This window comes from Aequorivita vladivostokensis, assembly GCF_000952855.1.
Lineage (GTDB): Bacteria > Bacteroidota > Bacteroidia > Flavobacteriales > Flavobacteriaceae > Aequorivita > Aequorivita vladivostokensis.
The window spans coordinates 328,769-352,301 of the sequence record NZ_JSVU01000004.1; the positions used below are offsets into that span (position 1 = coordinate 328,769).

The window sequence follows — 23,533 nt, forward strand, 5'->3', positions numbered from 1 at the left end:
TCTTTAATATTGACCTAAATCATTAATCATTGGTTTTTAAAGACTAATTTTGCAGCTTTTATTATAATCCCTCCAATTTCAGTGTTATGACAAAGCCCAGAATTGCCCTTGTCATTGGAATTATTTGTATTTCCATTTTCCCCATTTTGGTGAAACTCAAGTTGTCGCCCGCCATCGTTTCGGCATTTTACAGGATGGCAATTGCCGCGGCGGTGCTAGTTCCGTTTACTTTTTTATCCGGAAAGTTCAAAATTCCTTCGGTAAAATTGCTTTTCCTCACAATGCTGTGCGGCGCTATATTCGCCCTTGACGTAGCGGTCTGGAACATTTCCATCCAGGAATCCACGGCTACACAGGCTACATTGCTAACCAATCTTTCCCCGGTTTGGGTGGGTATTGGTGCGTTTTTCTTTTTAAAGAATAAACCTACGCGAAACTTTTGGGTAGGAACGGTCATCGCGATTTTTGGGATGATAACCTTAGTGGGTTTCCACTTTTTTGTGAATTTAGACTTCAATCTCGCCTTTGTTTTCGCAATTCTTTCCGGTGTGTTTTATGCCATTTATATGCTGGTAAGTAAGTTTGTACTTTACGACGTTGAGGTGCTGCCTTTTATCACCTTAAGTACTTTGACCTCTGCAGTTTTTCTGGGAATACTTAGTTATTTTATGAATGAACCTTTTACGGGTTTTGGGGAAATGGGCTGGATTTCGTTGATAATTCAAGGGTTGGTCTGCCAATTGGCGGCTTGGTTGCTCTTGGGCTATGCAACCAAACACATGCGCGCAACGCGGGTTTCGGTAAGTTTGCTGGGGCAAGCGGTCTTGACCACAATCTTCGCGTGGATGTTTATAAATGAGGAAGTAACCCTGCAAATGATTGTTGGGGGAATTATTCTTTTATTCGGAATAAGGGTAACTTTCTATTCTAAGAAAATCCCGATTATTGGCAAAGAGGGAGAAGCGGCTGAAATTATTTCAAATGACTAGATCAATTTAGTTGAAATAATTTTTACCGGACACGCTTTTGCGGCGAGTTCGCAAGTTTCAAATTGGGCGTTGTCCGCAATTTTTAAGGTGAAAAATCCTCGTTTTTCCTCGGAATGCAGTAGAACTGATTTACCGTCCTTTTTAGACATTCTGAAATAGGCCGGAGCCAGCTCCACGCAGTAATTGCAGCCGATGCACTTGTTCCGTTGCAGGGTTACCACGACCATTTAGGGAGCTACTATTTTATACAGTTTGTCCGACGGGCGTATTCTAAACGGCGTTGGGATGGTACAGGAATCGCCTTTTTTTGCCGTGGAAAGCGACTTGTCATTTACAAGCATTTCTGAAAGCTCAAACTCTTTGGCGCCGGTAGTTGGTCCGGTAACTAAAACTTTGTCACCCAAGTTTAAATCGAAGGCTTCAATTTTGAATTCGGCGATTTTGGTTTTTGGGAAATAATGCACGCCCTTGCCAATGTACACCTTTTTCTGCGTGGCCTGTGAGCCATCGGTATTGCTCCATTCGCCCAGCTTTTGGCCCAGATAATAACCACCCCAAAATCCGCGGTTATATACTTTGGCCAATTCGGCCATCCACTGTTCCACTTTTTCTTCGGAATAGGTTCCGTCGTAATACGAATCAATGGCTTCGCGATAGGTTTTGGTTACTGTTGCCACATATTCCGGGGCGCGGCCACGCCCTTCAATTTTGAGGACTTTTACGCCCGTTTCAATCACTTCATCCAGAAAATCTACTGTACAAAGATCTTTGGGCGACATCATATATTCGTTGTCCAGTTCAATCTCAAAGCCCGTTTCCTGATCGATTACCGTGTATTTTTTGCGGCAATTCTGCTTGCAGGCTCCGCGGTTTGCAGAGGAATTGTGTGAATGCAGACTCAAATAACATTTCCCCGAAACGGCCATACAAAGGGCGCCGTGGCCGAAAATTTCCACTTCCACCAGATTTCCCGATGGGCCTTTTACCTGCTCCTTTTCTATCTGTTCGGTTATTTTTTTTATTTGCCGAAGGCTCAACTCGCGGCTCATCACCATAGTATCGGCGAACAGCGCATAGAATTTTACCGTTTCAATATTGGTAATATTTATTTGGGTTGAAATGTGAATTTCCATCCCAATTTGCCGGGCATAGGCAATCACGGCTTGGTCCATCGCGATAACGGCAGTCAAATCCGCGGCTTTGGCGGTATCCAATAGAGTTTTTATCAGTGACAGATCGTGGTCGTAAATGATGGTGTTTAGCGTAAGATAGGTGCGAACGCCTTTCTTTTTGCAACGTTTGGCAATCTCGGGCAGATCGGCAATGGTGAAGTTGATACTCGCCCGCGCCCGCATATTTAACTGTTCAACGCCAAAATAAACAGAATCCGCGCCATTGTCCAACGCGGCCTGTAACGATTCAAAATTGCCAGCCGGAGCCATCAATTCTATTTTTCCGGAGGAAGTCATTTGCTTAAAAATTGAAAATTGCCACAAAAGTCGGGCATCGCTTCTTTATAAAATATGATATTTGTTAGGTTTAAGACTTTGCTTGAAAACGTTTCAATAAAATTTCAAAATGCTGAAAATAGCGTACCATCCCATTTATAAATACCAATTGCCGCCCGGCCATCGCTTTCCGATGGAAAAATATGAACTTTTGCCACAGCAATTGTTGCACGAAGGAACTTGCAGACCTGAAAACTTTTTTGAGCCTGGAATACTTTCCGAAGAAGAAATTCTGGCGGTGCATACCAAGGAATATTTTGAAAATCTGATGAATCTAACGTTAGACAAAAGTGCCGTTAGAAAAATCGGTTTTCCACTTTCGGAAACGCTCGTAAAAAGAGGGCGCGTAATCTCCCAAGGCACGATTGACGGCTGTGAATATGCTTTAAAATATGGCGTCGGGATGAACATAGCAGGAGGCACGCATCACGCCTATGCAGGCCACGGCGAAGGGTTTTGTTTGCTGAACGACCAAGCAATTGCGGCGAAGTATTTATTAAAGAAATACAAACATGATGGGCAGATTGCTTCGCAGGCCCGCAATTGTGTTGTTAAAAAAATTTTAATTGTGGATTTGGACGTGCACCAAGGCAACGGGACGGCCAAGATTTTTGAAAAAGAAGAAAAGGTTTTTACTTTCTCAATACACGGTGCGGGCAATTATCCCTTCAAAAAGGAGAAAAGCGATTTGGATATCCCCGTTCCCGATGGAACTGGCGATGAAATTTATCTTCAGAAATTGAAGGAAACCTTGCCAAAATTAATTGAAGCGCAGAACCCGGATTTCATTTTTTACTTGGCTGGCGTGGATATTTTGGAAACCGATAAGTTGGGAAGACTGAACTGCACGGTGGAAGGATGCAAGGCGCGCGATCGTTTTGTGCTGCAGCTTTGCAAAGATTTGAAAATTCCGGTGCAGGTGAGTATGGGTGGCGGCTACTCGCCGGAAATAAAAATTATCATTGAGGCGCATGCCAATACGTTTAGGATGGCACAGGAAATTTTCTTTTGGATCATGGGGAAGAAGAAAAAAGATAATAAAAAGAAAAAAGGCCTAAAAAAGGAATGCTGCGAAAAATACCTAAAAAAAGGAGAGCATAAACGCTGCAAACGCTGCCCGTGTTTTGATATGACAGAGGAACAGCGTTTGCAACGGTTTGAGAATTTGGAAATAAAGCCAAATTCAAAAAATTGAAATTTAGAGATAAAGCCCCATTTTTATTTTCCAGTACGGCATCTTTTCTTCGAAATATTCAAAATATGGTTTCAGTGCTTCGGGGTTTTCAAGTTTTATTTTGGCATCTTTTATTAGCTGGATTTCTTCCGAAGTAATGAATTGCGAAAATTCGAAATCATTTCCCAATTGATGCATTTTTATAAAATGCCCATAAATGGAATCTTCGGAAAGACCACGTTTTGCGGCAATTTCGGACGGTGAAAGATTTTCTTCGGCAAACATTTTAAAACTGCGTTCGTGGGTTGGAAGATTGCTCTCCAAACCATCCAAATGCCGATTGATGACTTTCAGGAAATCATCTGCATATTTTTCAAGTTTCGCCTCGCCAACTCCTGAAACTTCTGCAAATGCTTCACGGGTTCGCGGTTTTTTGTGTTCCATATCTTCCAAGGTTGCGTCGCTGAAAACCACAAAGGCAGGTTTGTTTATTTCTTGTGCCAACTTCAAGCGAAGTTCCCTCAGTTTATCGAAAAGTTCGGCTCGTTTTCTCGGCGCCCGTTCGGTTTTTACCGTTTCCACTTCTTGAATGATAACTGCCAAACGTACCTTTTTGCCTTCGAACAAAACTTTTTTGGCGAGGGGCGTGAGCAATAACCGGCCATTTTCGTGGAAGTAAATTTGCAAAACCCCTTGGTTTAAAAGTTGGATGGCATACTGTTGCAGGTCGCGCCATGCAATGTCCTTGGCCGCTCCGTAGGTTTTTATGTTTTGATAGCCTTTATCGTAAACCTGTGCGTTTTGTGCGCCTCGTAACACATCCAAAACCATCCCAAGGGCTTCCTGCTCCTGTAATCGCGCCACTGCCGAACAGATTTTTTGAGCGATAAGCGTGCCGTCAAAATATTTGGGCGGTGTTCTGCAGATATCGCAATTGCCGCAATCTTCGGTGATGTGCTCACCAAAATAGCCGAGCAACGCCTTTCTACGGCAACTCAAGGCTTCGGCGTATTGCTGCATGCGTTCCAGTTTTGCCAATTGATAGGCCTCAGTTTCGGAGCCCTCGGCAAATTTCCGAAGCATAATGACATCTGCAAAACTGTAAAACAGGATGGTGTGCGCGGGCTGTCCATCGCGGCCACTCCGACCAATTTCCTGATAATAGCCGTCTATATTTTTCCGCATGTTATAATGTATTACCCAGCGTACGTTGCTTTTGTCGATGCCCATTCCGAAGGCGATGGTCGCGACGATTATAGGTGAAATATCGTTGATGAAATTCTCTTGTATTTGCGTTCTTTCCTCGGAAGTCAAGCCTGCGTGGTATGCTTCCGCTTTATAGCCTTTTGCCGAAAGGGTGGCCGCGAGTTTCTCGGTACTTTTTCGGCTTAGACAGTAAATGATGCCGCATTCGTTTTTATGGTTTCTTAAGAAATCAAAAATATGCTTGTTGCGGTTTTGACCGGGACGAACGTCCAAATAAAGGTTGGGCCTGTCAAAGGAAGCGATAAACGTTTCAGCGTTGGGAATAGCGAGCTGCACGGCAATATCTTCCCGGGTGGCGCGGTCTGCGGTCGCAGTTAAGGCTATTAATGGAACGTTTGGAAATTGTTCCTTCAAACTTTTAAGTTGGGTATAGGCAGGCCGAAAATCGTGCCCCCAACTGGAAATACAGTGTGCTTCATCAACCGCAAAAAGACCGATTTTTATTGTCTTCAGAATAAAATTCAACTGCGGAAGACTCTCGGGCGCTACATAAAGCAACTTTAAATTTCCGCTTTGTAATTCCCTTAAAACTTGCTGTTGTTCCTCGTACGGTTGCGAACTGTTGAAAAACTGGGCCGGAACGCCATTTGCTTTTAAGGCATCAACCTGGTCTTTCATTAAAGCAATTAATGGAGAAATAACTATCGCCGTACCATCCAAGGCCAAAGCAGGTAATTGAAAGCACAACGATTTACCGCCGCCCGTAGGCATAATGGCAATTGTGTCTTTTTGGTCCAATACATTATTTATGATTTCTTCCTGATTGGGAAGAAAGCTGTCGTATCCGAAATGCGTTTTTAGCAGCTCGAACTTATTTAGCTGGGCAGTTGTTTCCATTTTTGTAAAAATAGCGATTCAAACTTTAAAAAATTAAGCCCCCACCAAAAGCGGGGGCTTGAATGGCCGGTCATTTATTTACTCCCCAGCATGACCAGCTCGTTGCAAAATACTTCGGTGATATAATGTTTGTTGCCTTCCTTATCGTCCCAGGAACGATTTGTAAGTTTTCCTTCAATTACAATTTCCTGGCCTTTGGTTATGTAGTTTTCGACTACTTTAACGAGGCCGCCTTTTACCACCACATTGTGCCAGTAGGTACGTTCCACTTTTTGTCCGTTCTTGTCTTTATAACTGTCGTCCGTGGCCATGGAGAATTTTGCCATTTTGTTGCCATCGGCGAAGGTTACGATTTCTGGGTCTTGGCCCAATCTTCCAATCAACTGTACTTTGTTTCTAAGTGCGTTCATGATTTCTAAAATTTAATATTAAACAATTGATACTATCGAATTTCATTTTATTCGACAGGACAAACGTACGATGGCTTCCAAATTTTAGTTGGTTGTTACTTATTTACTTTCGTTTATAGTTGTTTGTAAGCGTTTGAAAACGAATATATTATTGAAATTCAGGAATATAAATAATTAGATAATTATAAAAATTTCTGTACTTTAAAATGTTGAAAAATCACTTCTTTTAAAATTAACATAAAAAATCCGTTATGAACAGCAGCAGATTGGAAGCTTTTAGCGATGGAGTACTCGCCATAATAATTACAATTATGGTATTGGAATTAAAGGTGCCGCACGGAACTGAGCTTAGTGATTTGGCGCCCGTGTTGCCCGTATTCCTCAGTTACGTTTTAAGTTTCATCTATGTGGGAATTTATTGGAACAACCACCACCACATGATGCACGCCGTAGAAAAGGTGAGCGGGGAAATACTTTGGGCAAACCTGCATTTATTGTTTTGGCTTTCGTTAATTCCTTTTGTTACGGGCTGGGTGGGCGAGAACCATTTTGCCGAACTGCCTATGGCGATGTACGGTGGCGTGTTGTTAATGGCAGCAATTGCTTATTTTATTCTTCAGAATAGAATTTTGGCCGTTCAGGGAAAAGATTCCCTGTTGGCCAAGGCTTTAGGAAAGGACTTAAAGGGAAAAGCGTCGCCCATAATTTATAGCGTCGCAATTATTTCTTCATTTTACAATCCATGGATTGCGGGAACGCTGTATGTTTGGTAGCGTTGATGTGGTTGATACCCGATAAGCGGATTGAAATAGTTTTTAGGGAAAAGGAATAGCTACCACGTTTGCCCTTTCAGTTCCATGGCTGCACGCAGTACGTCGCTCTGACTGATTTGGCCTGCAAGTTTACCGTTTTCCAAAATAGGAAACCGGCGGTGTTTTGATTCCAAAAATTTGTTTGCGGCGTCCAGGACGTTCATTTCACCATCAATGGTATCCACGTTTTTAATCATATGGTGCTCCACTTTTACATCTTCCATGGGGTGGTTGTGGTAGCGCGCATCGCTCAGTTCTTTCAGGCAGTCGCCTTCAGAAATAATACCTACCAATTCATTTTTATCATTAACCACGGGCCCACCGGAAATCCTTTTCTTCAAAAGTACTTCCATTACCTCAAGAATAGATTGTTCGGGCTTAAAGGTTACCAGATTGCGGGTCATATAATCAGAGACCTTTACTTTTTCCGAAGAGACCTTCTTGATTGGCTTTGCCCTTCTGCCAATAAAACTTTTAATTCCCATAATATCAAATTTTTGCGAACTTCTAATATAAGCAATTTTATTAAATTAGGTCATGGGGTCGCCAAGTTAATGCCAAATAGCGCTAAAACTCGACTTGCTGAATAATTAAAAACCATTAACTTAAAACAATTTAAGTTGTATTTTTAACTCCCGAAACTTCCCAACCATGAAAAAACTTGGCGCTGTTCTATCTCTCCTGCTAATAATTGCCGCGATATATTATAGTTTTTATGGATTGACCCCGCATTATGAAGGTGATGAAACTGCCCCTGCGTCTGATTTTTCTGTGGACCGAGCGTTACGGCCTTTAAGTGAAATTTCAAAAAAACCACATTATTTAGGTTCCGAAGGACACGAAGAAGTACGCCGGATTTTAATTTCAGAATTGCGGAAATTGGGGCTCGAGCCTCACATCCAAAAAGGCTTCAGTTTAAATCCCGAATCAAAAACGCTGGACAAACCTATAAATATTGTCGCCCGTTTAAAAGGTTCGGAAGACGGAAAGGCGCTTTTACTGCTTTCGCATTACGACAGTGCGCTTGTACCCTCCTTTGGCGCCAGCGATGCGGGAAGCGGGGTGGTTACCATCTTGGAAAGTGTGCGGGCGTATTTGGCGTCCAGGCAACTGCCCAAAAATGATATCATTATACTCTTTAGCGATGCCGAGGAAATTGGCCTGGACGGTGCAAAACTCTTTGTGAACGAACACCCGTGGGCAAAAAATGTGGGCTTGGTGCTCAACTTTGAAGCGCGCGGCAGTAGCGGCCCCAGCAATATGATTTTGGAAACTAATGGCGGAAACGCCAAACTGGTAAAGGAATTTATAGCGTCCAACCCAGATTTTCCCGTGGCTTCCTCGTTGATGTACAGCGTTTACAAAATGCTGCCCAACGATACCGATTCCACGATTTTTAGGGAAGATGGTGACATTCCCAGTTTTTTCTTCGCCTTTATTGACAGTCATTTTAACTACCACACCGCCAACGATACCTTTTACAATTTAAGCCGAAACAGTCTCGCCCACCAAGGCAGTTATCTGCTTCCGTTGCTGCATTACTTCGCCGATGCCGATTTGTCAAACTTGAAGGCCGAAACGGATGATGTGTACGTAAACCTTCCTTTGGTAAAAATGGTAAGCTATCCGTTTTCGTGGATTTTGCCAATGCTCATCTTGGCGGGGTTGTTATTCCTGTTTCTAATTTTTTACGGATTCCACAAACGAAAACTGAACGGAAAGATGATAGCCCTCGGCTTCGTTCCATTTCTGCTTTCCCTGATAGTCTGTAGCATTGTGGGGGTTTTTGGATGGAAGCTGATTCTTGCACTCTATCCGCAGTATCTGGAAATCCAGCAAGGTTTCACCTATAATGGGCATTGGTATATTGCTTTTTTCGTTTTTCTCTCTTTGGCAATTACGTTTGCGATTTATAAAAAATTCACCAATAAATTCAATGAACCTCCATATTACTTAGCGCCATTGCTTTTTTGGTTATTGATTAATGTTGCAGTATTTATTTTTCTGAAAGGAGCCGCCTTTTTTATCATTCCCGTGTTTTTTGCGTTGCTTTCGTTTTTCGTCATGCTGCGGCAGGAGCGGCCCAATCTTTTGGCGATGGCATTATTGGCGGTGCCCGCACTGTTTCTTTTCGCTCCGCTTATTCAGTTTTTCCCCGTGGGGCTGGGCTTGAAAATGTTGGTGATAAGCTGTGTTTTCACCGTTCTGCTTTTTGGGTTGCTTTGGCCGGTTTTTGGATATTATAAAATGAAAGGGCTGCTTTCAACTGTATGTTTGCTGCTCGCGATATTATTCTTCGGAATTGCGCATTCAAAAAGTGATTTTTCCGAAGAGCGAAGAAAGCCAAACAGCCTGGTCTATTACAAAGACGCCGATGCCGATAAAACCTATTGGCTCACCTATGATAAGGAAATTGACGAATGGACACGGCAATATTTGGGCGAAAATCCCGAAGATGCGTCCAAAATTTTAGGCGATGTAGCCTACAATAAATACGGCACCAAGTTTAGCTTGGCGAATAGGGCCCCGCAAAAAACCATCCCCAATTTTGAGGTGATTTTGGAAGCGGACTCCCTGGTTGAAAACCTTCGGAAGGTGATGTTTACCATCGTTTCTAAACGGAAGGTGAACAAGATTGACCTTTATGCTGAAAACACAGAATTTCAATCCTTAATTTTCAACGGAAAGGAAATGCCCGCTTCCCGTATTTCCGAAGATTACCGCGGCACAAGGAACAGTGCGCTCATCAACTATTACGTTTCCGAAAATGATTCCTTAAAAGTGCAATTTTCCGTAGCCAAGGAAGCTCCAGTTACCTTTAAAGTCATGGAATATTCCTTTGATTTGATGGAGGATGCGCAATTCAACATACCAAAACGGCCCGATTATACTATGCCGAAACCTTTTGTAATCACCGATGCCGTGGCTGTAAAGCGTACTTTTTCAGTAGATTCGCTTCGATTGAAAGCTCGCGATACGTTGCCGATTAATGCTGTAAATACTTTTAAATGACAAATAAAACAATCGCCATTGCGGGTCTGGGATGGCTCGGGCAACCCTTGGCCTATCGCTTGGCGACGCTTGGCTATACCGTAAAAGGTTCGGTTACCACGGTTGCAAAGGCGGCCCTCTTGCAACAAAATGGTTTTGATGCCTACCCCGTGGAAATTTCTGAAAATGGTATTGAGGGTGAGGTGCTGGCCCTGCTTAAAAACGTGGACTATTTACTCATTATGATTCCGCCCGGGCTACGCAAAAATACCGGCGCAGATTATGTTTTGAAGATGGTCCATTTACTTTCGGCCATAAATGAGTCTGCAGTAAAAAAAATTGTTTTGGTGAGCAGCACTTCGGTCTATGATGATTCTCAGGGAAGGGTGACGGAGCGCGACGAGCCCAAACCCGAAACCATCGCGGGCAAGCAATTGCGCCAAGTTGAGGAATTATTTATGAATGCCGAAGGGTTGCAGACTACCGTAGTACGTTTTGGCGGTTTGATTGGGGGCAGCAGAAATCCCGTAAAATATTTGGCGGGACGCAAGGATTTGGCAGACGGCAATGCGCCGGTAAATCTCATCCATCGGGACGATTGTATTAATATTTTGGTTGAAATTTTAAAAAATGATGCCTTCAGAACAGTATTTAACGCAGTAAACCCGAACCATCCAAAAAAAGCGGAATATTACATCCAAAAGGCAAAGGAGCTTGGGCTGGAAGCTCCCACTTTTGCGGAAGCGGTTTCAAACGAAACTTTTAAGCAAGTGGATTCTGTCAATCTGAAATCTGTTTTGGATTATTCGTTTAGAACTTCTATTTAATAAAAAAAAGGAGCTTTTTACAGCTCCTTTTATTTCAATTACATATTTTGAAAATTACCAAATACGAACTCTGTCTTCTGGTGCAAGATACATTGGGTCGCCTTCCTTAATGTCAAAAGCTTCATAGAAAGCATCCACATTCAGCAAAGGTTGCGTAGCGCGAACCATTCCCGGAGAGTGCGGATCGGTTTTCACTTGGTTGCGTAATGCCTCATCTCGAGACTTGGTGCGCCATACCGTGGCCCAGCTCATAAAGAAGCGCTGTTCTGGGGTAAAGCCGTCAATATTATCTGGACGGCCATTTTCCTTGTAAAAACGTTGCAGACCGTCGTAGGCACCCAATACCCCGCCAAGGTCGCCGATGTTTTCACCCAAAGTGAATTTACCGTTGATGTAAACGCTGTCCAAAACCTCTACATTGCTGTACTGTTCTGCGAGCTTATCGCCGCGTTCGGTAAAGTTTTTAAGATCGGTCTCCGTCCACCAGTTTACCAAGTTTCCGTTGGCGTCAAAGCGCGAACCGCTGTCATCAAAGGCGTGCGAAATCTCGTGACCGATAACTGCGCCAATTCCACCGTAATTTACGGCTTCGTCTGCTTTGTAATCGTAAAAGGGAGGTTGAAGGATGGCCGCCGGGAAAACAATTTCATTGTTAAAAGGGTTGAAATAAGCGTTCACGGTTTGTGGGCTCATGCCCCATTCAGTGCGATCCACTGGTTCGTCTATTTTTTCAAGATTGTCCTTCAGGTTCCAAGTTTGCACGGCTACCATATTGTCATAATAGGTGTTGCCTGGTTTCACCTCCATAGAAGAGTAATCTTTCCACTTGTCTGGATAACCCACTTTTACGGTGAATTTATCCAGCTTTTCAATAGCCTTAACCTTTGTGCTGTCGCTCATCCATTCCAAGGCGTTGATACGGTCCTTGTAGGCTGCAATCACATTTTCAATCATGGATTCTGCCTTTGCTTTTGCCTCTGGCGGGAACATTTCATCTACATATAATTTACCCAAAGCTTCGCCTACGCTACCATTAACCGTGGCTAGCGCACGTTCGTCGGCGGGCTTTTGTTTTTTGGTTCCTTTCAAGGTTGTTTCGTAAAAATCGAAATTGGCTTTGTCAATTTCAGTTGTCAACATGCCTGCAGAACTGTTTAAAGTGGACCAACGCATCACGGTTCGCCAAGTATCAAAATCTGGTTTTGAGAACATCTGCTTCAGGGTTTCCATATACTTTGGCTGCATCACGATAACTGTGTCCAGTTTTTTGTCGATGCCCATTTGCTCAAATGCCTTTTCCCATTGAATTTGTGGAAGCATTTGTTGCAATTCTGCAATGCTTCGTGGGTTGTTGAAGTTTCTGAAATCGCGGCTGGCCACTTTATCCAATCTTGGGGTGGCAAGCTTAGTTTCAAATGCTAAAATAGTTTCAGCCTGCTTACGGGCAGATTCTTCGCTATCGCCTAAAAACTGTAGCATTCTGGTTATATGGTCCACATACTGCTCGCGGATTTTTACCGAAGCGGGGTCTGTACTGGTGTAAAAATCACGATCTGGCAATCCCAAGCCGCCAGGGGTAATGTATGCGGAATTGATTGCACTATTGTTAGGATTAGAAAAGGCAGCAAGACCCAGGAAAGGTTGTGACACCGCAACGGCATCTTCCGTCATTAACTGCTGGAAGTCTTCCATGCTATCCATGGCCGCAATCTTTTCAAGTGCTGGTTTTAGTGGTTCAATTCCAGCTTTATCCCGTGCGGTTGAATCCAATTTTGATTCATAAATCATCAAGGCTTTGGCTTGGTCGGTATCGGGAGCGTATTTTCCGCTTTCCTTGGCCTTTGCCAAAATGTTCAGCATGTCCTTGCTGGTTTTTTTGCGCAAAATGGTGAAGCCGGCCCAACTGGTTTCATCGTCTGGAATCTCATTGTTCTTCATCCAGTTGCCGTTCACATAGTTGTAAAAATCGTCTTTCGGACTTACGGTAGTGTCCATGTTTGCAAGGATAATTCCGTGGGGCTCGGTGCCTGCCACGGCCACTTCGGTTTTGTCCTTACAGGCGGTTGCGGCAACTGCAATAACGGTAAAGGCCACAACGGGTTTTAAAAAATTAGTCTTCATTTTATGGTTTTTAATTAAGGTATTTGTTGATTTTAAAATTATACTGAAAGCATAAGTTGCGCTTTTAGTGAGTTTGTTACATATTCTTATTCTTTTTATCCTGAAGCTCTAAGTTTATGATGGAATCCTTATAGCGTTGCTGTTGCTTCAGTTCCTTATCCTCATCTTCCTTTCTTGAGAAATCTATTTTGTCTTTCTGGAATTTTTCGTTTAACTGGACAATCAGATTATTTACCGCCCCATTCATTTCTTCCAAGGATTGCTGCACCTTCAAAGAATCTATCGTCGCTTGGTGCGAGGCCTGAAAAAGTAGTGCGGTACGGGTTTTCAGTACCATCAATCGGCTATGGATAGGCTTGGTGTTTAAGGTATCTGGAATGTTGCTGAACAGCGAATCGGCATATTCCCGCAAAAGTTCGGAACGGTTGCGCAAGTCCTGATAATTGCTGCCGTTGGCATTTTTGGCTTCTGCAAGAAAATCTTCCAAAACACCCCATCGGACAGCCTGCTTACTTGCAGGTTCTGAAAGTGGCTGAAATGTTCGGTCTTTCTCGCCAAAAATTATGGAGGCATCATTGGTGGGGGTTTGAGTTTGGTTTTCTTCGGAGGCATTTCCGCAGGAAAAAACAAAACCGACGAGCATTAAAAGGGGAATAATAAACTTCATAAAAATAAAAAGTGGCACAAAGATACTGGTTATTAACCAAATGGGACATAATTTTTTTAAAGCTTGAAAGCGCTGATTATATGTATCTTTACACTTCATTTTTTTTTGAAATAGCAAACATATGAAAAAGCGAATTTTGATAATTGGCGCCTGTGGCCAAATAGGAACGGAGTTAACCATTTACCTACGCGAAAAGTTTGGCAGCCATAAGGTAATAGCCAGCGATATTCGGGAGGGTGACGCGGAGTTGATGGAGAGTGGCCCGTTTGAAATTTTGGATGCCATGGATTACAATGCGGTGGAAGAAGTGGTTATTCGCCACGAAATAACCGATGTGTATTTGATGGCGGCAATGCTTTCGGCCACTGCTGAAAAATTTCCCATGAAAGGATGGAACCTAAATATGAATTCACTTTTTCACGTTTTAAATCTGGCAAAGGATAAAAAAATAGATAAAATATTTTGGCCGTCTAGCATTGCGGTGTTTGGGCCGTCCACGCCGAAAAACGATACGCCGCAGTACACCATTATGGAACCCAGCACTGTGTACGGCATCAGCAAGCAGACCGGTGAGCGCTGGTGCGAATATTATTTTAACCGTTATGGCGTAGATGTTCGCAGTATTCGCTATCCAGGATTAATCAGTTATAAAACCCTGCCGGGAGGCGGCACGACCGATTATGCCGTGGATATTTACCACAAGGCCTTAAAGCATAAAAAGTATATCTGTTTTCTGAATGCCGAAACTACCCTGCCGATGATGTTTATGGACGATGCCATTAGAGCTACCGTAAATATTATGGAAGCCGACAGGGAAAAGATAAAAATAAGAAGCTCCTATAATCTTTCTGCGATGAGTTTCAATCCTGAGGAAATTACGGAAAGCATCCAAAAACACATTCCCGACTTTAAAATAAGTTACGAACCCGATTTTAGGCAAGCCATCGCCGACAGTTGGCCACAAAGTATTGATGACAGTGCGGCGCGCAAGGATTGGGGTTGGAAAAGCGAGATTTCCTTGGATGAAATGACCAAAATAATGCTCACCAATTTAAAGGATAGGTATTAGGATTATTTATCCTCATCAAATATCACTTCCAGAATATTGGCTGTTCCATTTTTGCCTTCATTGGAAATATATAGGGTGCCATCTGAGGCGAAAGTAATTCCCTCGGGCTGGGGAAATGATTCCTCATATAGTTTATGCAATTTTAGAAGTTTCCCGTTGTTGTCCATTATTAATACTTGCGGGTTTTTTCCCTCCAAAATATATAAATGTCCTGTTTTTGGATGAATGGCTATATCTGATGGGAAAAAATTTGAAAAGAGGTCCACATCGTCATCTGCATCTTTCGACTTAAATATAGGGTCGTCCAACGGAATTTTCAAGATGGGCAATGAATTGGATTTTTTGGTTTGGAGATCAAAGGCATAAATTCCCTTATAGTTTTTACTGCTGGGGTCAATGTCCTTTACCGCGAAAAGTAAGCGATTGTTGGATGTATCGGCCACTACCGATTCCATATTATTTCTTCCAGAGAAGGGGAGTTGATATTCGTTAGTTTTAAAATTGTTACTAAGGAAATTTTCAACTTCAAAGAGAAGGCCACTGCTTTCCATAACATAGGCCGTGCTGTCTGTTGTTGTTATCGCCTCATAATCGCCCGATTTTCCAAAAGATATTTTTTTCTCAACGAGGTTAGTCTGTAAGTTGTAGATAAAAAGAATTCCTTCCTCGTCCTGCACGGCAGCAATTTTATCGTCAGAAATCCATCGTATCCCGCTTATTTCATTTAATTCAATTGGCATATCCCATTTGCGTACAATGGTATAGGTTTCTTCTTCCAGCCGCGGATTGAGGGCCGGATTTTCAAATGCATACCAAAGAATTCCAACAAAGGCAAGTACTCCCACAATTATAAAAAATGCAATTCTGTTTTCTTTCATCTGTATAAAATATTTAATAAAGCGGAAGATGTAATGCCCATATTATTTATCTTCAATCGGTTCACATGCGCTCGGGCGATGGCATTACATAATCGGTTTTTTCTGTAAACCATAAATTAAGTGAAATAAAGCTAGTCTCTCCTTAAATTTATTATAAAAAACCAGGACTGTATGCTTTTTAGGTCTTGAACTACCGAAATTAGTCTAGGTGGCCTCCGTAAGCAATAAGAAAGGAACCTTGCCAAGAATCCCTTCGGCTCTGCTCAGGGTAAACTTCTCATCTTGTTTTGTAGCCTCACCAAGAATCGAACTTGGATCTAAAGTTTAGGAAACTTCTATTCTATCCATTGAACTATGAGGCCGGTATTATGGAACCGCAAAATTAACTATTTTATGAGGATTGCTGACAGGAATTTAAAGAAGAACGTTATCCTTTCTTTCTTAAACGATTACGAAGCATGCACAAAACTCCAATTTCTTCCTTAGACAAGTTTTCCGCTTTTTTGAGCAATTGATTTATTTCCTTTTCAAAATATTTTAAGGTGCGGCCTTCGGTATAATCTTCAATTACTCTAGGGTCAATATAGCTGCTCCGGGCCACGGCGGGGGTGTTGCCTAAGGTTTCGGAAACCCGGTTCACGGCTTCCTTTATATTTTTGTCCAATAGCTTTTGGTCTTTCTCCTCAACTACGCCAAGTTCGTCCAGTGCTATGGCGGCTATCATCGTTCCTGCCCAGGTTCTAAAATCCTTTGCGGAAAATTCTTCGCCCATCACTTCGTGAATGTAGCAATTTAGATCATCGCTCTTCACATCTATAATATTGTTGTCCTCATCCAGATATTTGAAAATCTCATAGCCCGGCATATCATCTATTTCTTGGACAATCTTGGCAAGTTTTTTATCAACCACGTGCTTTTCCTGTTCTTGTCCAGATTTTCCATTGTAGGAAAATATGAGCTCATCGCCGTTTATAGTGAGATGCTTACTGCGCATGGTGGTTAAGCCGTAGGTTGCGTTTTCTTTGGAATAGGCCTCACTGCCCGGCCGAAAAAAGGCCGATTCTAAGAGACGGACCATAGTGGCCAGGACTTTTTCACGATTTAGCTTTCGTTTGCGCAAATGCTGGCCGGTAACACGCCGCATATGCTCCAATTGGTTGGCAAAATCTATAATCCGATCGAACTTTTTGGCATTTTGTCTCTCGGTGTATTTAGGGTGATAAATATATTGTTTGCGGTCCTTGTCATCTCGGCCTGTTACCAAAAGGTCGGCATTTTGGTCTTCACTTATTTCTACATTGGTCCAAGCCGGCGGGATGACGAGGGACTTTATCCAATTGCGAGTTTCTTTATCTCTGATGGTTTTGCCCTTTTCATCTTTATAGGTAAAGCCTCTACCGAGTTTTTTTCTTTTGTACATGACAATTTTTTGGTATTAAAATTAAGATAAATCCATTTCAGTATTTAACTCTTTAGGAATCTATTAAGAAAGGATTTCCTGAGATATGAATCTAATAGCGTGGGAGTATCTATGGAGTATCCATAACTTATAGTCGCCTTAGGGTCGGCATACAATCGGCATAGAGTCGGCATAGAGTCGGCATACGGTCGGCATAGAAAGGTTGGGTTGGATTAAGAAAAGGAATTGCCAACACCAGTGCAGTGGCGCTAATATACGCAACTACGGCTGCCAAAGTCAAGGGAAAACCATAATTTACTATGTTTTTTTTGATATGCATCTCGAATGCCAATAGGGGGTGAAGAATTGTGGCCGATATATAACCGGAAGAGTTTTTCTGAAAGCAATATGTATATACAATATTCCATATAAAAAACGAAAAAAGCCCAACATAACAGCTGGGCTTTTTGCTCCTCTTGGGTTTTTTTCGATGCGCTCCTAGGGTTGCTTACTTGGGACAAACTTATCGCCCAATACACTTAACCTAAAACAAAAAAACCAGCCTAATTAAAGACTGGCTTGTTTTGCTCCTCCTCTTGGGCTCGAACCAAGGACCCTCTGATTAACAGTCAGTAAAGGCATCTTTTCAGATAGAAGCAATTTTTTGCACAACGTTGCAAATATAGGCATTTATAGAATTATGCACTTTCTCTTGTTTTCATATTTTGACTCTTTTTAGCCAAAATGTTTAACCTATGTTTAACCTATGTTTAACCTGAAATTTTACAAACCTTCAAAATTAATGAAGTTGGCAATGTAATTTTAAATTAATATCAATAGAATTGTTTGACCTAAGAGTAACCAAACTTGAATTTTCAACCAACTTTATATGTTTGGGAATACTTTTAAATCAACTAATTTTAAATCCATAATCTATTTAAAAAGGCAAGTCATTATCTGGTTCATCCAAAAAACTTACTGGTTCTATTTCTGTAGGGCTATCTACTATTGGTTCTTGACCATTTAACAGCTCTATTCTCCATCCTTGAATGGAATTAAAGTATTTTGGCACACCTTCAGGATTTATCCATTCCCTGCCTCTAAAATTGACGCTAATTTTCACATCCTGACCTACTGCATACCTATCCAGCAACTCACATTTGTCTTGGGTGAATTCTATTAAAATATGTTGGGGGAATTGTTCTTCAGTAGTGATTACTACTTCACGCTTTCTAAAGCCATTATCACCTATATTTTGGGTGTCATTCAACACTTTTATTTTACCTGTTATTTCCATTATGCTAATAATTTATTTCATTAATAATTTTATCGAGGTTAATCAATTTGTGAGAATTAACTGTGCCTCTGTGTTTTTCAGAAACTTCGCAGAGTTTATCATACAGCGAAATGAATTCTATATTTTTTTTGATTGATTTGTGTTCTTCTACAACAACAGTTGGGAATTCGGCTTTAAGAATATTGATGCATTTGCATAAATATTTGTAACGTTCTTCTTCCTTGATTAGCCACCAATCAATCTTTCCCCTTGTATAGGCACCATCTTCGGCTAATGATTTTAACTCATTTATTATATCTATAAGCTTCACTTTAAAAAGGGCTTTATTTTTTCACTTAAGAGAATGTAGAGAGTAGTTTTCTTAATTATAAAATAGATAAATATTATTATGAAAAAAGTTGCTATAAAAGCCATCCAATTAAACTCAAAATCCCCGTTTAAGTAACTGTTTTCAGTAGTTAATGTAAAGAAACCAGTTTCTGCACGTAAAGATTCTATAAATAAATCCTTTCTCCATTCTGCATTTTTGTTTAAAGCCATACTTAGCATATATGCATCAGGTTTTTTAAAGTAATAGCCAAAAACGTAAGAAATGGTTAAAGCCGCAAATACCCATACAGCCATCATTACAATTTCGGCATTCATAATTATTTGAGCTTTCATATATTTTCCATTGGAAAAGTTTCTTTTATTTGGTTTTTCAGTATCTGTGTTTTGTAGTAAAAATGCGTTAAGCTTTAGATTTGAATTGAAAAAACTCAATTTGTAAATTTTCTTATTTAAAATTACAGTGGAAGTAAGAAACACTAAAATTAATGTCAAAAGTATCAGGATAAAATACTCACTGCGTAGATTTATAAACTCAGTTATATTGTACTTTATATAGGTCAAACCTACACCAGTCATAACAATTAAAGTTTTAAGTATATTTTCTTTTTTCATTATCGTAGATTTAAAATTGAAAATAATGTTGAAGCAATAGAAATAATCATAATTAGACTGCCATTGCTTCTAATAGCAGATGAAAACTTAAATTGTTTTTCTTGATTAAAATTTTTCTTTCTCATCGAAAGATAACCGCCAACGAAAATTCCAAGAGGTACAAAAGCGAATAGATATAACGATGATATTGAAATGATTGATAATCCCTGATTTACTTCATCTTTTCGGTTAAAAATTAAATAAATCAGATTTATTCCGGCTAATAATAGTATTGGAGATAAAACAATTAGTAATGGAGATACCATTAATATTGCTGTAATAAATAATTGAATATTCATTTTGTTATTTTTTTAATGATTAAGTATATGATTATGCTACCTACTAGCACTAAAGAATAAGTGTAAAAGTCAAAAGAGGTATTGTTAGCAATATGATTTATAGGTTTTTCTAAACTTTGCTCATCTTTATATCTTGAAAAATTGCCTTTATCGTCAGTTAAAACATTAGTTAAATGAGTGTTACCATCTTTATTGACATTTTCATTTGGTATGGTTGAAGTTGAATACTTTTTCTCTAAAGCTTGTCCTCGGTTCCATAGCTCTTTTGAAGATTCTGATTTGAGGATCTTACCATTCAATTCTAATGTTGAAACATAATTACCTTCAGCATCTACAATACCACGATCAATGTAACTATAGCCGTTTACTTCTAATACTTTAATGTCAAATTCATCCATAACACATTTTTAGATAGGTTTATTAAAACAAATATAAATGAATTTACAGACCGATATGTCTTTGGCTCGATTTAACATTTAAAAGACATTTCAGTCATTATGAAAGATAATGACAGCAAGGCAATTCTATTAGAGTTGGCAAACAGAATAAAGACATTGAGGAATGAAAGAAATTTAACACAAGCTGTTTGCTATGAAGATACCGGCATTAATTTTGGCCGTATAGAAAGAGGTGTAAGGGATATAAGCTTTACAACACTTGTGAAAATTTGCAAGTACTTTAATGTTTCAATGAATGAATTATTAAAAGATACTTTTTAAAATTTCGCTATTAATACTAATCTATAAGATTTTCAACCGTACATTTTTAGCCTTAAAAAGCTGTATTCTCTTGCCCTCACAAATAAATAATTCGTACTTCTTTTCAATTTTAGTATGTATAGAGTTGATGATTACATTAACCCATTATCAGCAAAACTGAAATAATCACCTCTTGTAATTATTAAATGGTCCAAAAGTTCAATTTCAAGGAATTGACCAGCTTTTTTAATCTTGTAGGTAATATTTTTATCAGAGTTACTTGGATTAAGATTTCCACTTGGATGATTGTGGGCAACAATTATGTTACTAGCATTGCATTTTAAAGCAACTGCGAATACTAATTTTACATCGACAATTGTTCCGGATATACCTCCTTTGGACATAGAATATACTCCCAAAACCATATTGGCTCGATTTAATAATAAAATTTTAAATTCTTCTTGCAATTCAAGCGTATCTTTACACCAAGAATTCAGCAAAATTTTAGCGGAATCATTACTGTTGCTAACTTTTAGTTTCTTTTGTTTACTGGTTGAATATGAGACACTTATTTCTGAAATTTTCATCGTTTTTTATTTAAAAATTGTTGATATTCTCAAATTTTTTTAATAACTTTGAAAAAGAAGTTTCTTTCTGAAACACTTCAGCGAAATTCTTCACAAACTCATTTAAATAAGGAGGATGGAAAGAGCTTTGAAGTTTCTTTCTTTTTGGTTCTTTTTCTTTCTTTAGACTTATCAAAACCTATTTATTCGTACTTACTCCTATTTTACTTTTACCTTCAGGCAAATTAATATATCCCAAGATGCCTAATCAGCTACAAATAACTATAAGCTAGGCTACTTGTAACCATATTTATTTATTTGAAGGTCAGTTCAATTATGAGTAAAAAAGAAAGGGTCTTTATAAAATTTTAAAACACAGCCCAATCTATCTATATAGACTAGGCTGTTGTTTTTTTATTCTGCTGGCTCTAATATGCCATTTTGCGAGAACACATTAGATGAAGCGGTAACTTTTTGTTCCTGCTTTGGCTTTCCAGCATCATCTATTGTATAAACCCATCTGTGGGAAAGTGTAATTTCCTCGCCAGTTTCCTTGACAACATATTCAAAAGGCTCACATTCCTCTTTAATGATGCTTCCCGGCATTTCTGTGCCAATTAGCCCATTGCAGGTCTGTTCATCAAATGTTGAAGGTATAAATGCCCTTTTTGCAGTTGCATAGAATTTGCCAGTAACTTTGCTTAATACCATTTCAATGCCACCTTGCAGTTCCAATACGAAGAATGATGTTCCATCTTCCTTTTCTCTTTCTTTGTAATTAATAATTCTTACCATTGTTTTTGATTTTTGAGTGTGAATAAATGCTCCCTGTTTTGTTTTATACACGCAACAAATTATCTCAGCTATCAACTTGAAATAATATTGACTGCCAGAAAAAACTTTTGTTTGAAAAGTGGTAGGGGGGAGTTTCCCTTCCAGAACTAAGTGGGGGTTTTGAGCAGGGTAGGTCAAGCATTCACAGGAAAGACCAAAAATTTTATTTCTCAATTTTTTTTGGGTTAATTGATTCCTGCACTTAAATAATGGTATTTTTAATGTTTAAAAATTTTTCTAAATAAAACCGAAGTATAGCATATGCCAACATTAAATTGGATAGGAAAGGAAAAAGTAATTAACCATCACCAAGATGTACCCTATAAAATTTTAGAACCTCAATACACTTTTGCCAATGGCAAGGAAAGTGAAGATGCTACTTCACAAAACAAAATTATTCACGGAGATAACCTTGAAGCTTTAAAGAGCTTGTTGCCTGAATATGAAGGTAGAATAAAATGTATCTACATAGACCCACCATACAATACAGGTAATGAAGGTTGGGTATATAATGATAACGTAAATGACCCTAAACTTAAAAAATGGTTGGGACAAGTTGTAGGCAAGGAAAGTGAGGATTTAAGTAGACACGATAAGTGGCTCTGTATGATGTACCCAAGGCTAAAACTACTGCATAAGTTACTCGCTGATGATGGAGCAATCTTTATTTCAATTGATGACAATGAACAAGGATTTTTAAGAATTATCTGTGATGAAATTTTTGGTGGTTCTAATTTTTTAGCAAATGTTATTTGGGAAAAAGTATATAGTCCCAGGATGGATTCAAAAGGTTTTAGTGCAAGTCACGATTTTATAATTTCTTATCAAAAATCTCCGCTTTTTAAGGTGAGAAAACTCAAAATAGAGCAATCTGATAAACAATTTAAAAACTATGATGAAGAAAAGAAAAAATATTACAGAAGTCGATCCTTAAAAAAGGAAGGTTCAAATTCCTTGAGGACAGATAGACCAAACCTGTATTATTCACTAAAAGACCCAGATGGAAATGATATTTTTCCATTGAAACCAAATGGTGTAGAGAGCTGTTGGCGCTGGTCTATGGAAACCTATAATAAAAATGTAGAATTGGGGAATGTAGAATGGATTAAAAAAAATGGAAAGTGGCAAGTTTATGTGAAGCAGTGGAAAGAAAAAGATCCTAAAAGACCCCCTAATACTTTATGGATTAGTAAAGAAGTTGGGCACAATCATAGTGCTAAAGATGAGATCAAGGGGTTTCAATTAAAATCTACGTTTGACACTCCCAAACCCTCAACGTTAATAGAAAGAATTATAAGTATTTCAGCTAATAAAAATGATATTATCCTTGATTCCTTTGCAGGTTCAGGCACAACAGCCCACGCAGTTTTAAATCTAAACAAAGAAGATGGTGGCAATAGAAAATTCATTTTAATAGAAATGGAGGATTATGCCAATACCATTACCGCTGAAAGAGTAAAAAGAGTTATTAAAGGTTATGGTGAAGGTTCAAAAACTATTGAAGGTACTGGTGGAGATTTTACATATTATGAATTAGGCAAACCTTTATTTTTAGACAATGGTTTTTTAAATGAAGAAGTTGAACTAGATAAGATTCTAGAATATGTATGGTATAGTGAAACCAGAGCTTCATTTAAAAAACCGAAAGAGGAATACTTGTTAGGTTCTAAAAATGATACAGCATATTATTTTCAATACCAAAAAGACAGTTTAACCACATTGGATGAAACATTTTTAAGGTCTATAAAAACTAAGGCTAGCCAGTACATTATTTATGCAGATAATTGTTTGCTTGACCAAAGTATTATGGATAAATATAATATTGTATTCAAAAAGATACCTAGAGATATAAGTAGGTTTTAAACTCAATAAACAAATATTTGTGCATAAGAAGCTGTACGTGCACAAAA

Annotated in this window: 23 protein-coding genes, 1 tRNA gene and 1 pseudogene; 8 read left to right on the forward strand and 17 right to left on the reverse strand. The window is 39.5% G+C overall.

All coding sequences use genetic code 11. The annotated features are described in order from the left end of the window. Positions 1-86 precede the first annotated feature (86 nt). Positions 87-989 carry a DMT family transporter gene (locus MB09_RS08500; protein WP_045080468.1) on the forward strand — a complete coding sequence of 301 codons (903 nt, stop codon included), beginning with the start codon at positions 87-89 and terminating at the stop codon, positions 987-989. On the opposite strand, the gene MB09_RS08505 is transcribed toward MB09_RS08500, so the two are convergent. Beyond that, a complete protein-coding gene (locus MB09_RS08505; protein WP_045080469.1) occupies positions 986-1,216 on the reverse strand; it encodes a ferredoxin in 231 nt (76 codons plus the stop codon). The two genes, MB09_RS08500 and MB09_RS08505, sit on opposite strands and share 4 nt — an antisense overlap. Then, a complete protein-coding gene (locus MB09_RS08510) occupies positions 1,217-2,458 on the reverse strand; it encodes a peptidase U32 family protein (RefSeq protein ID WP_045080470.1) in 1,242 nt (413 codons plus the stop codon). 109 nt (positions 2,459-2,567) lie between these two features. Between MB09_RS08510 and MB09_RS08515 the strand changes: the two are divergent. After that, a pseudogene (locus tag MB09_RS08515) lies at positions 2,568-3,506 on the forward strand (histone deacetylase); the annotation flags it as partial. 189 nt (positions 3,507-3,695) lie between these two features. On the opposite strand, the gene recQ reads toward MB09_RS08515, so the two are convergent. Both recQ and MB09_RS08525 read right to left on the reverse strand, forming a co-directional pair. Beyond that, a complete protein-coding gene (gene recQ / locus MB09_RS08520) occupies positions 3,696-5,774 on the reverse strand; it encodes a DNA helicase RecQ (protein WP_045080471.1) in 2,079 nt (692 codons plus the stop codon). 74 nt (positions 5,775-5,848) lie between these two features. Then, positions 5,849-6,184, reverse strand: coding sequence for a single-stranded DNA-binding protein (locus MB09_RS08525; RefSeq protein ID WP_045080472.1), 336 nt, complete (start codon positions 6,182-6,184; stop codon positions 5,849-5,851). Between the two features lie 251 nt (positions 6,185-6,435). On the opposite strand from MB09_RS08525, the gene MB09_RS08530 reads away from it, so the two are divergent. Further along, the gene (locus MB09_RS08530; protein ID WP_317619479.1) at positions 6,436-6,957 is read left to right on the forward strand and encodes a TMEM175 family protein; all 522 of its coding nucleotides are present in this window, start codon (positions 6,436-6,438) and stop codon (positions 6,955-6,957) included. A gap of 59 nt (positions 6,958-7,016) precedes the next feature. Here the strand turns inward: MB09_RS08530 and MB09_RS08535 are convergent, their stop codons facing one another. Continuing rightward, the gene (locus tag MB09_RS08535) at positions 7,017-7,481 is read right to left on the reverse strand and encodes a CBS domain-containing protein (protein ID WP_045080473.1); all 465 of its coding nucleotides are present in this window, start codon (positions 7,479-7,481) and stop codon (positions 7,017-7,019) included. A gap of 166 nt (positions 7,482-7,647) precedes the next feature. On the opposite strand from MB09_RS08535, the gene MB09_RS08540 reads away from it, so the two are divergent. Both MB09_RS08540 and MB09_RS08545 read left to right on the forward strand, forming a co-directional pair. After that, the gene (locus MB09_RS08540) at positions 7,648-10,008 is read left to right on the forward strand and encodes a M28 family peptidase (RefSeq protein WP_045080474.1); all 2,361 of its coding nucleotides are present in this window, start codon (positions 7,648-7,650) and stop codon (positions 10,006-10,008) included. After that, entirely contained in the window at positions 10,005-10,814 is an 810-nt protein-coding gene (locus MB09_RS08545; RefSeq protein ID WP_045080475.1) for an NAD(P)H-binding protein, read from the forward strand. The genes MB09_RS08540 and MB09_RS08545 overlap by 4 nt, the downstream gene beginning before the upstream one ends. Positions 10,815-10,868: 54 nt before the next feature. Here the strand turns inward: MB09_RS08545 and MB09_RS08550 are convergent, their stop codons facing one another. Then, on the reverse strand, positions 10,869-12,935 hold the full coding sequence (locus tag MB09_RS08550; protein ID WP_045080476.1) for a M13 family metallopeptidase: 2,067 nt from the start codon (positions 12,933-12,935) through the stop codon (positions 10,869-10,871). Between the two features lie 76 nt (positions 12,936-13,011). Further along, positions 13,012-13,602 (reverse strand): hypothetical protein, encoded by a 591-nt coding sequence (locus MB09_RS08555; protein ID WP_131459860.1) that lies wholly within the window; start codon positions 13,600-13,602, stop codon positions 13,012-13,014. Positions 13,603-13,723: 121 nt separating this feature from the next. On the opposite strand from MB09_RS08555, the gene MB09_RS08560 reads away from it, so the two are divergent. Next, positions 13,724-14,671, forward strand: coding sequence for an NAD-dependent epimerase/dehydratase family protein (locus MB09_RS08560; RefSeq protein WP_045080478.1), 948 nt, complete (start codon positions 13,724-13,726; stop codon positions 14,669-14,671). A 2-nt stretch (positions 14,672-14,673) separates the two neighbouring features. Here the strand turns inward: MB09_RS08560 and MB09_RS08565 are convergent, their stop codons facing one another. The 8 genes from MB09_RS08565 to MB09_RS08600 form a co-directional block, all read right to left on the reverse strand. After that, a complete protein-coding gene (locus tag MB09_RS08565; protein ID WP_045080479.1) occupies positions 14,674-15,549 on the reverse strand; it encodes an SdiA-regulated domain-containing protein in 876 nt (291 codons plus the stop codon). 290 nt (positions 15,550-15,839) lie between these two features. Then, positions 15,840-15,911 (reverse strand) — tRNA-Arg (locus tag MB09_RS08570). A gap of 65 nt (positions 15,912-15,976) precedes the next feature. Beyond that, positions 15,977-16,969, reverse strand: coding sequence for a DNA topoisomerase IB (locus tag MB09_RS08575; protein WP_045080480.1), 993 nt, complete (start codon positions 16,967-16,969; stop codon positions 15,977-15,979). A 916-nt stretch (positions 16,970-17,885) separates the two neighbouring features. Continuing rightward, complete coding sequence (locus MB09_RS08580) at positions 17,886-18,245, reverse strand: DUF3127 domain-containing protein (protein ID WP_045080481.1); 360 nt, start codon at positions 18,243-18,245, stop codon at positions 17,886-17,888. Positions 18,246-18,249: 4 nt separating this feature from the next. Further along, positions 18,250-18,555: a hypothetical protein gene (locus MB09_RS08585; RefSeq protein ID WP_045080482.1), complete on the reverse strand. Its 306-nt coding sequence runs from the start codon at positions 18,553-18,555 to the stop codon at positions 18,250-18,252. Next, positions 18,552-19,187, reverse strand: coding sequence for a hypothetical protein (locus MB09_RS08590; protein ID WP_045080483.1), 636 nt, complete (start codon positions 19,185-19,187; stop codon positions 18,552-18,554). Before MB09_RS08590 ends, MB09_RS08585 begins: the two co-directional genes overlap by 4 nt. Further along, a complete protein-coding gene (locus MB09_RS08595; RefSeq protein WP_045080484.1) occupies positions 19,187-19,525 on the reverse strand; it encodes a hypothetical protein in 339 nt (112 codons plus the stop codon). Before MB09_RS08595 ends, MB09_RS08590 begins: the two co-directional genes overlap by 1 nt. Further along, on the reverse strand, positions 19,522-19,923 hold the full coding sequence (locus tag MB09_RS08600; RefSeq protein WP_045080485.1) for a hypothetical protein: 402 nt from the start codon (positions 19,921-19,923) through the stop codon (positions 19,522-19,524). Before MB09_RS08600 ends, MB09_RS08595 begins: the two co-directional genes overlap by 4 nt. A 99-nt stretch (positions 19,924-20,022) precedes the next feature. Between MB09_RS08600 and MB09_RS08605 the strand changes: the two genes are divergently transcribed. After that, positions 20,023-20,244: a helix-turn-helix domain-containing protein gene (locus MB09_RS08605; protein WP_052671326.1), complete on the forward strand. Its 222-nt coding sequence runs from the start codon at positions 20,023-20,025 to the stop codon at positions 20,242-20,244. A 131-nt stretch (positions 20,245-20,375) separates the two neighbouring features. On the opposite strand, the gene MB09_RS08610 is transcribed toward MB09_RS08605, so the two are convergent. Both MB09_RS08610 and MB09_RS16380 read right to left on the reverse strand, forming a co-directional pair. Continuing rightward, the gene (locus tag MB09_RS08610; protein WP_045080486.1) at positions 20,376-20,810 is read right to left on the reverse strand and encodes a JAB domain-containing protein; all 435 of its coding nucleotides are present in this window, start codon (positions 20,808-20,810) and stop codon (positions 20,376-20,378) included. Positions 20,811-21,203: 393 nt separating this feature from the next. Next, positions 21,204-21,797: a hypothetical protein gene (locus MB09_RS16380; protein ID WP_240484819.1), complete on the reverse strand. Its 594-nt coding sequence runs from the start codon at positions 21,795-21,797 to the stop codon at positions 21,204-21,206. 87 nt (positions 21,798-21,884) lie between these two features. Here MB09_RS16380 and MB09_RS08620 point away from each other — a divergent pair, with 87 nt between their 5' ends. After that, positions 21,885-23,486 carry a site-specific DNA-methyltransferase gene (locus tag MB09_RS08620; RefSeq protein ID WP_045080487.1) on the forward strand — a complete coding sequence of 534 codons (1,602 nt, stop codon included), beginning with the start codon at positions 21,885-21,887 and terminating at the stop codon, positions 23,484-23,486. Positions 23,487-23,533: the final 47 nt, after the last annotated feature.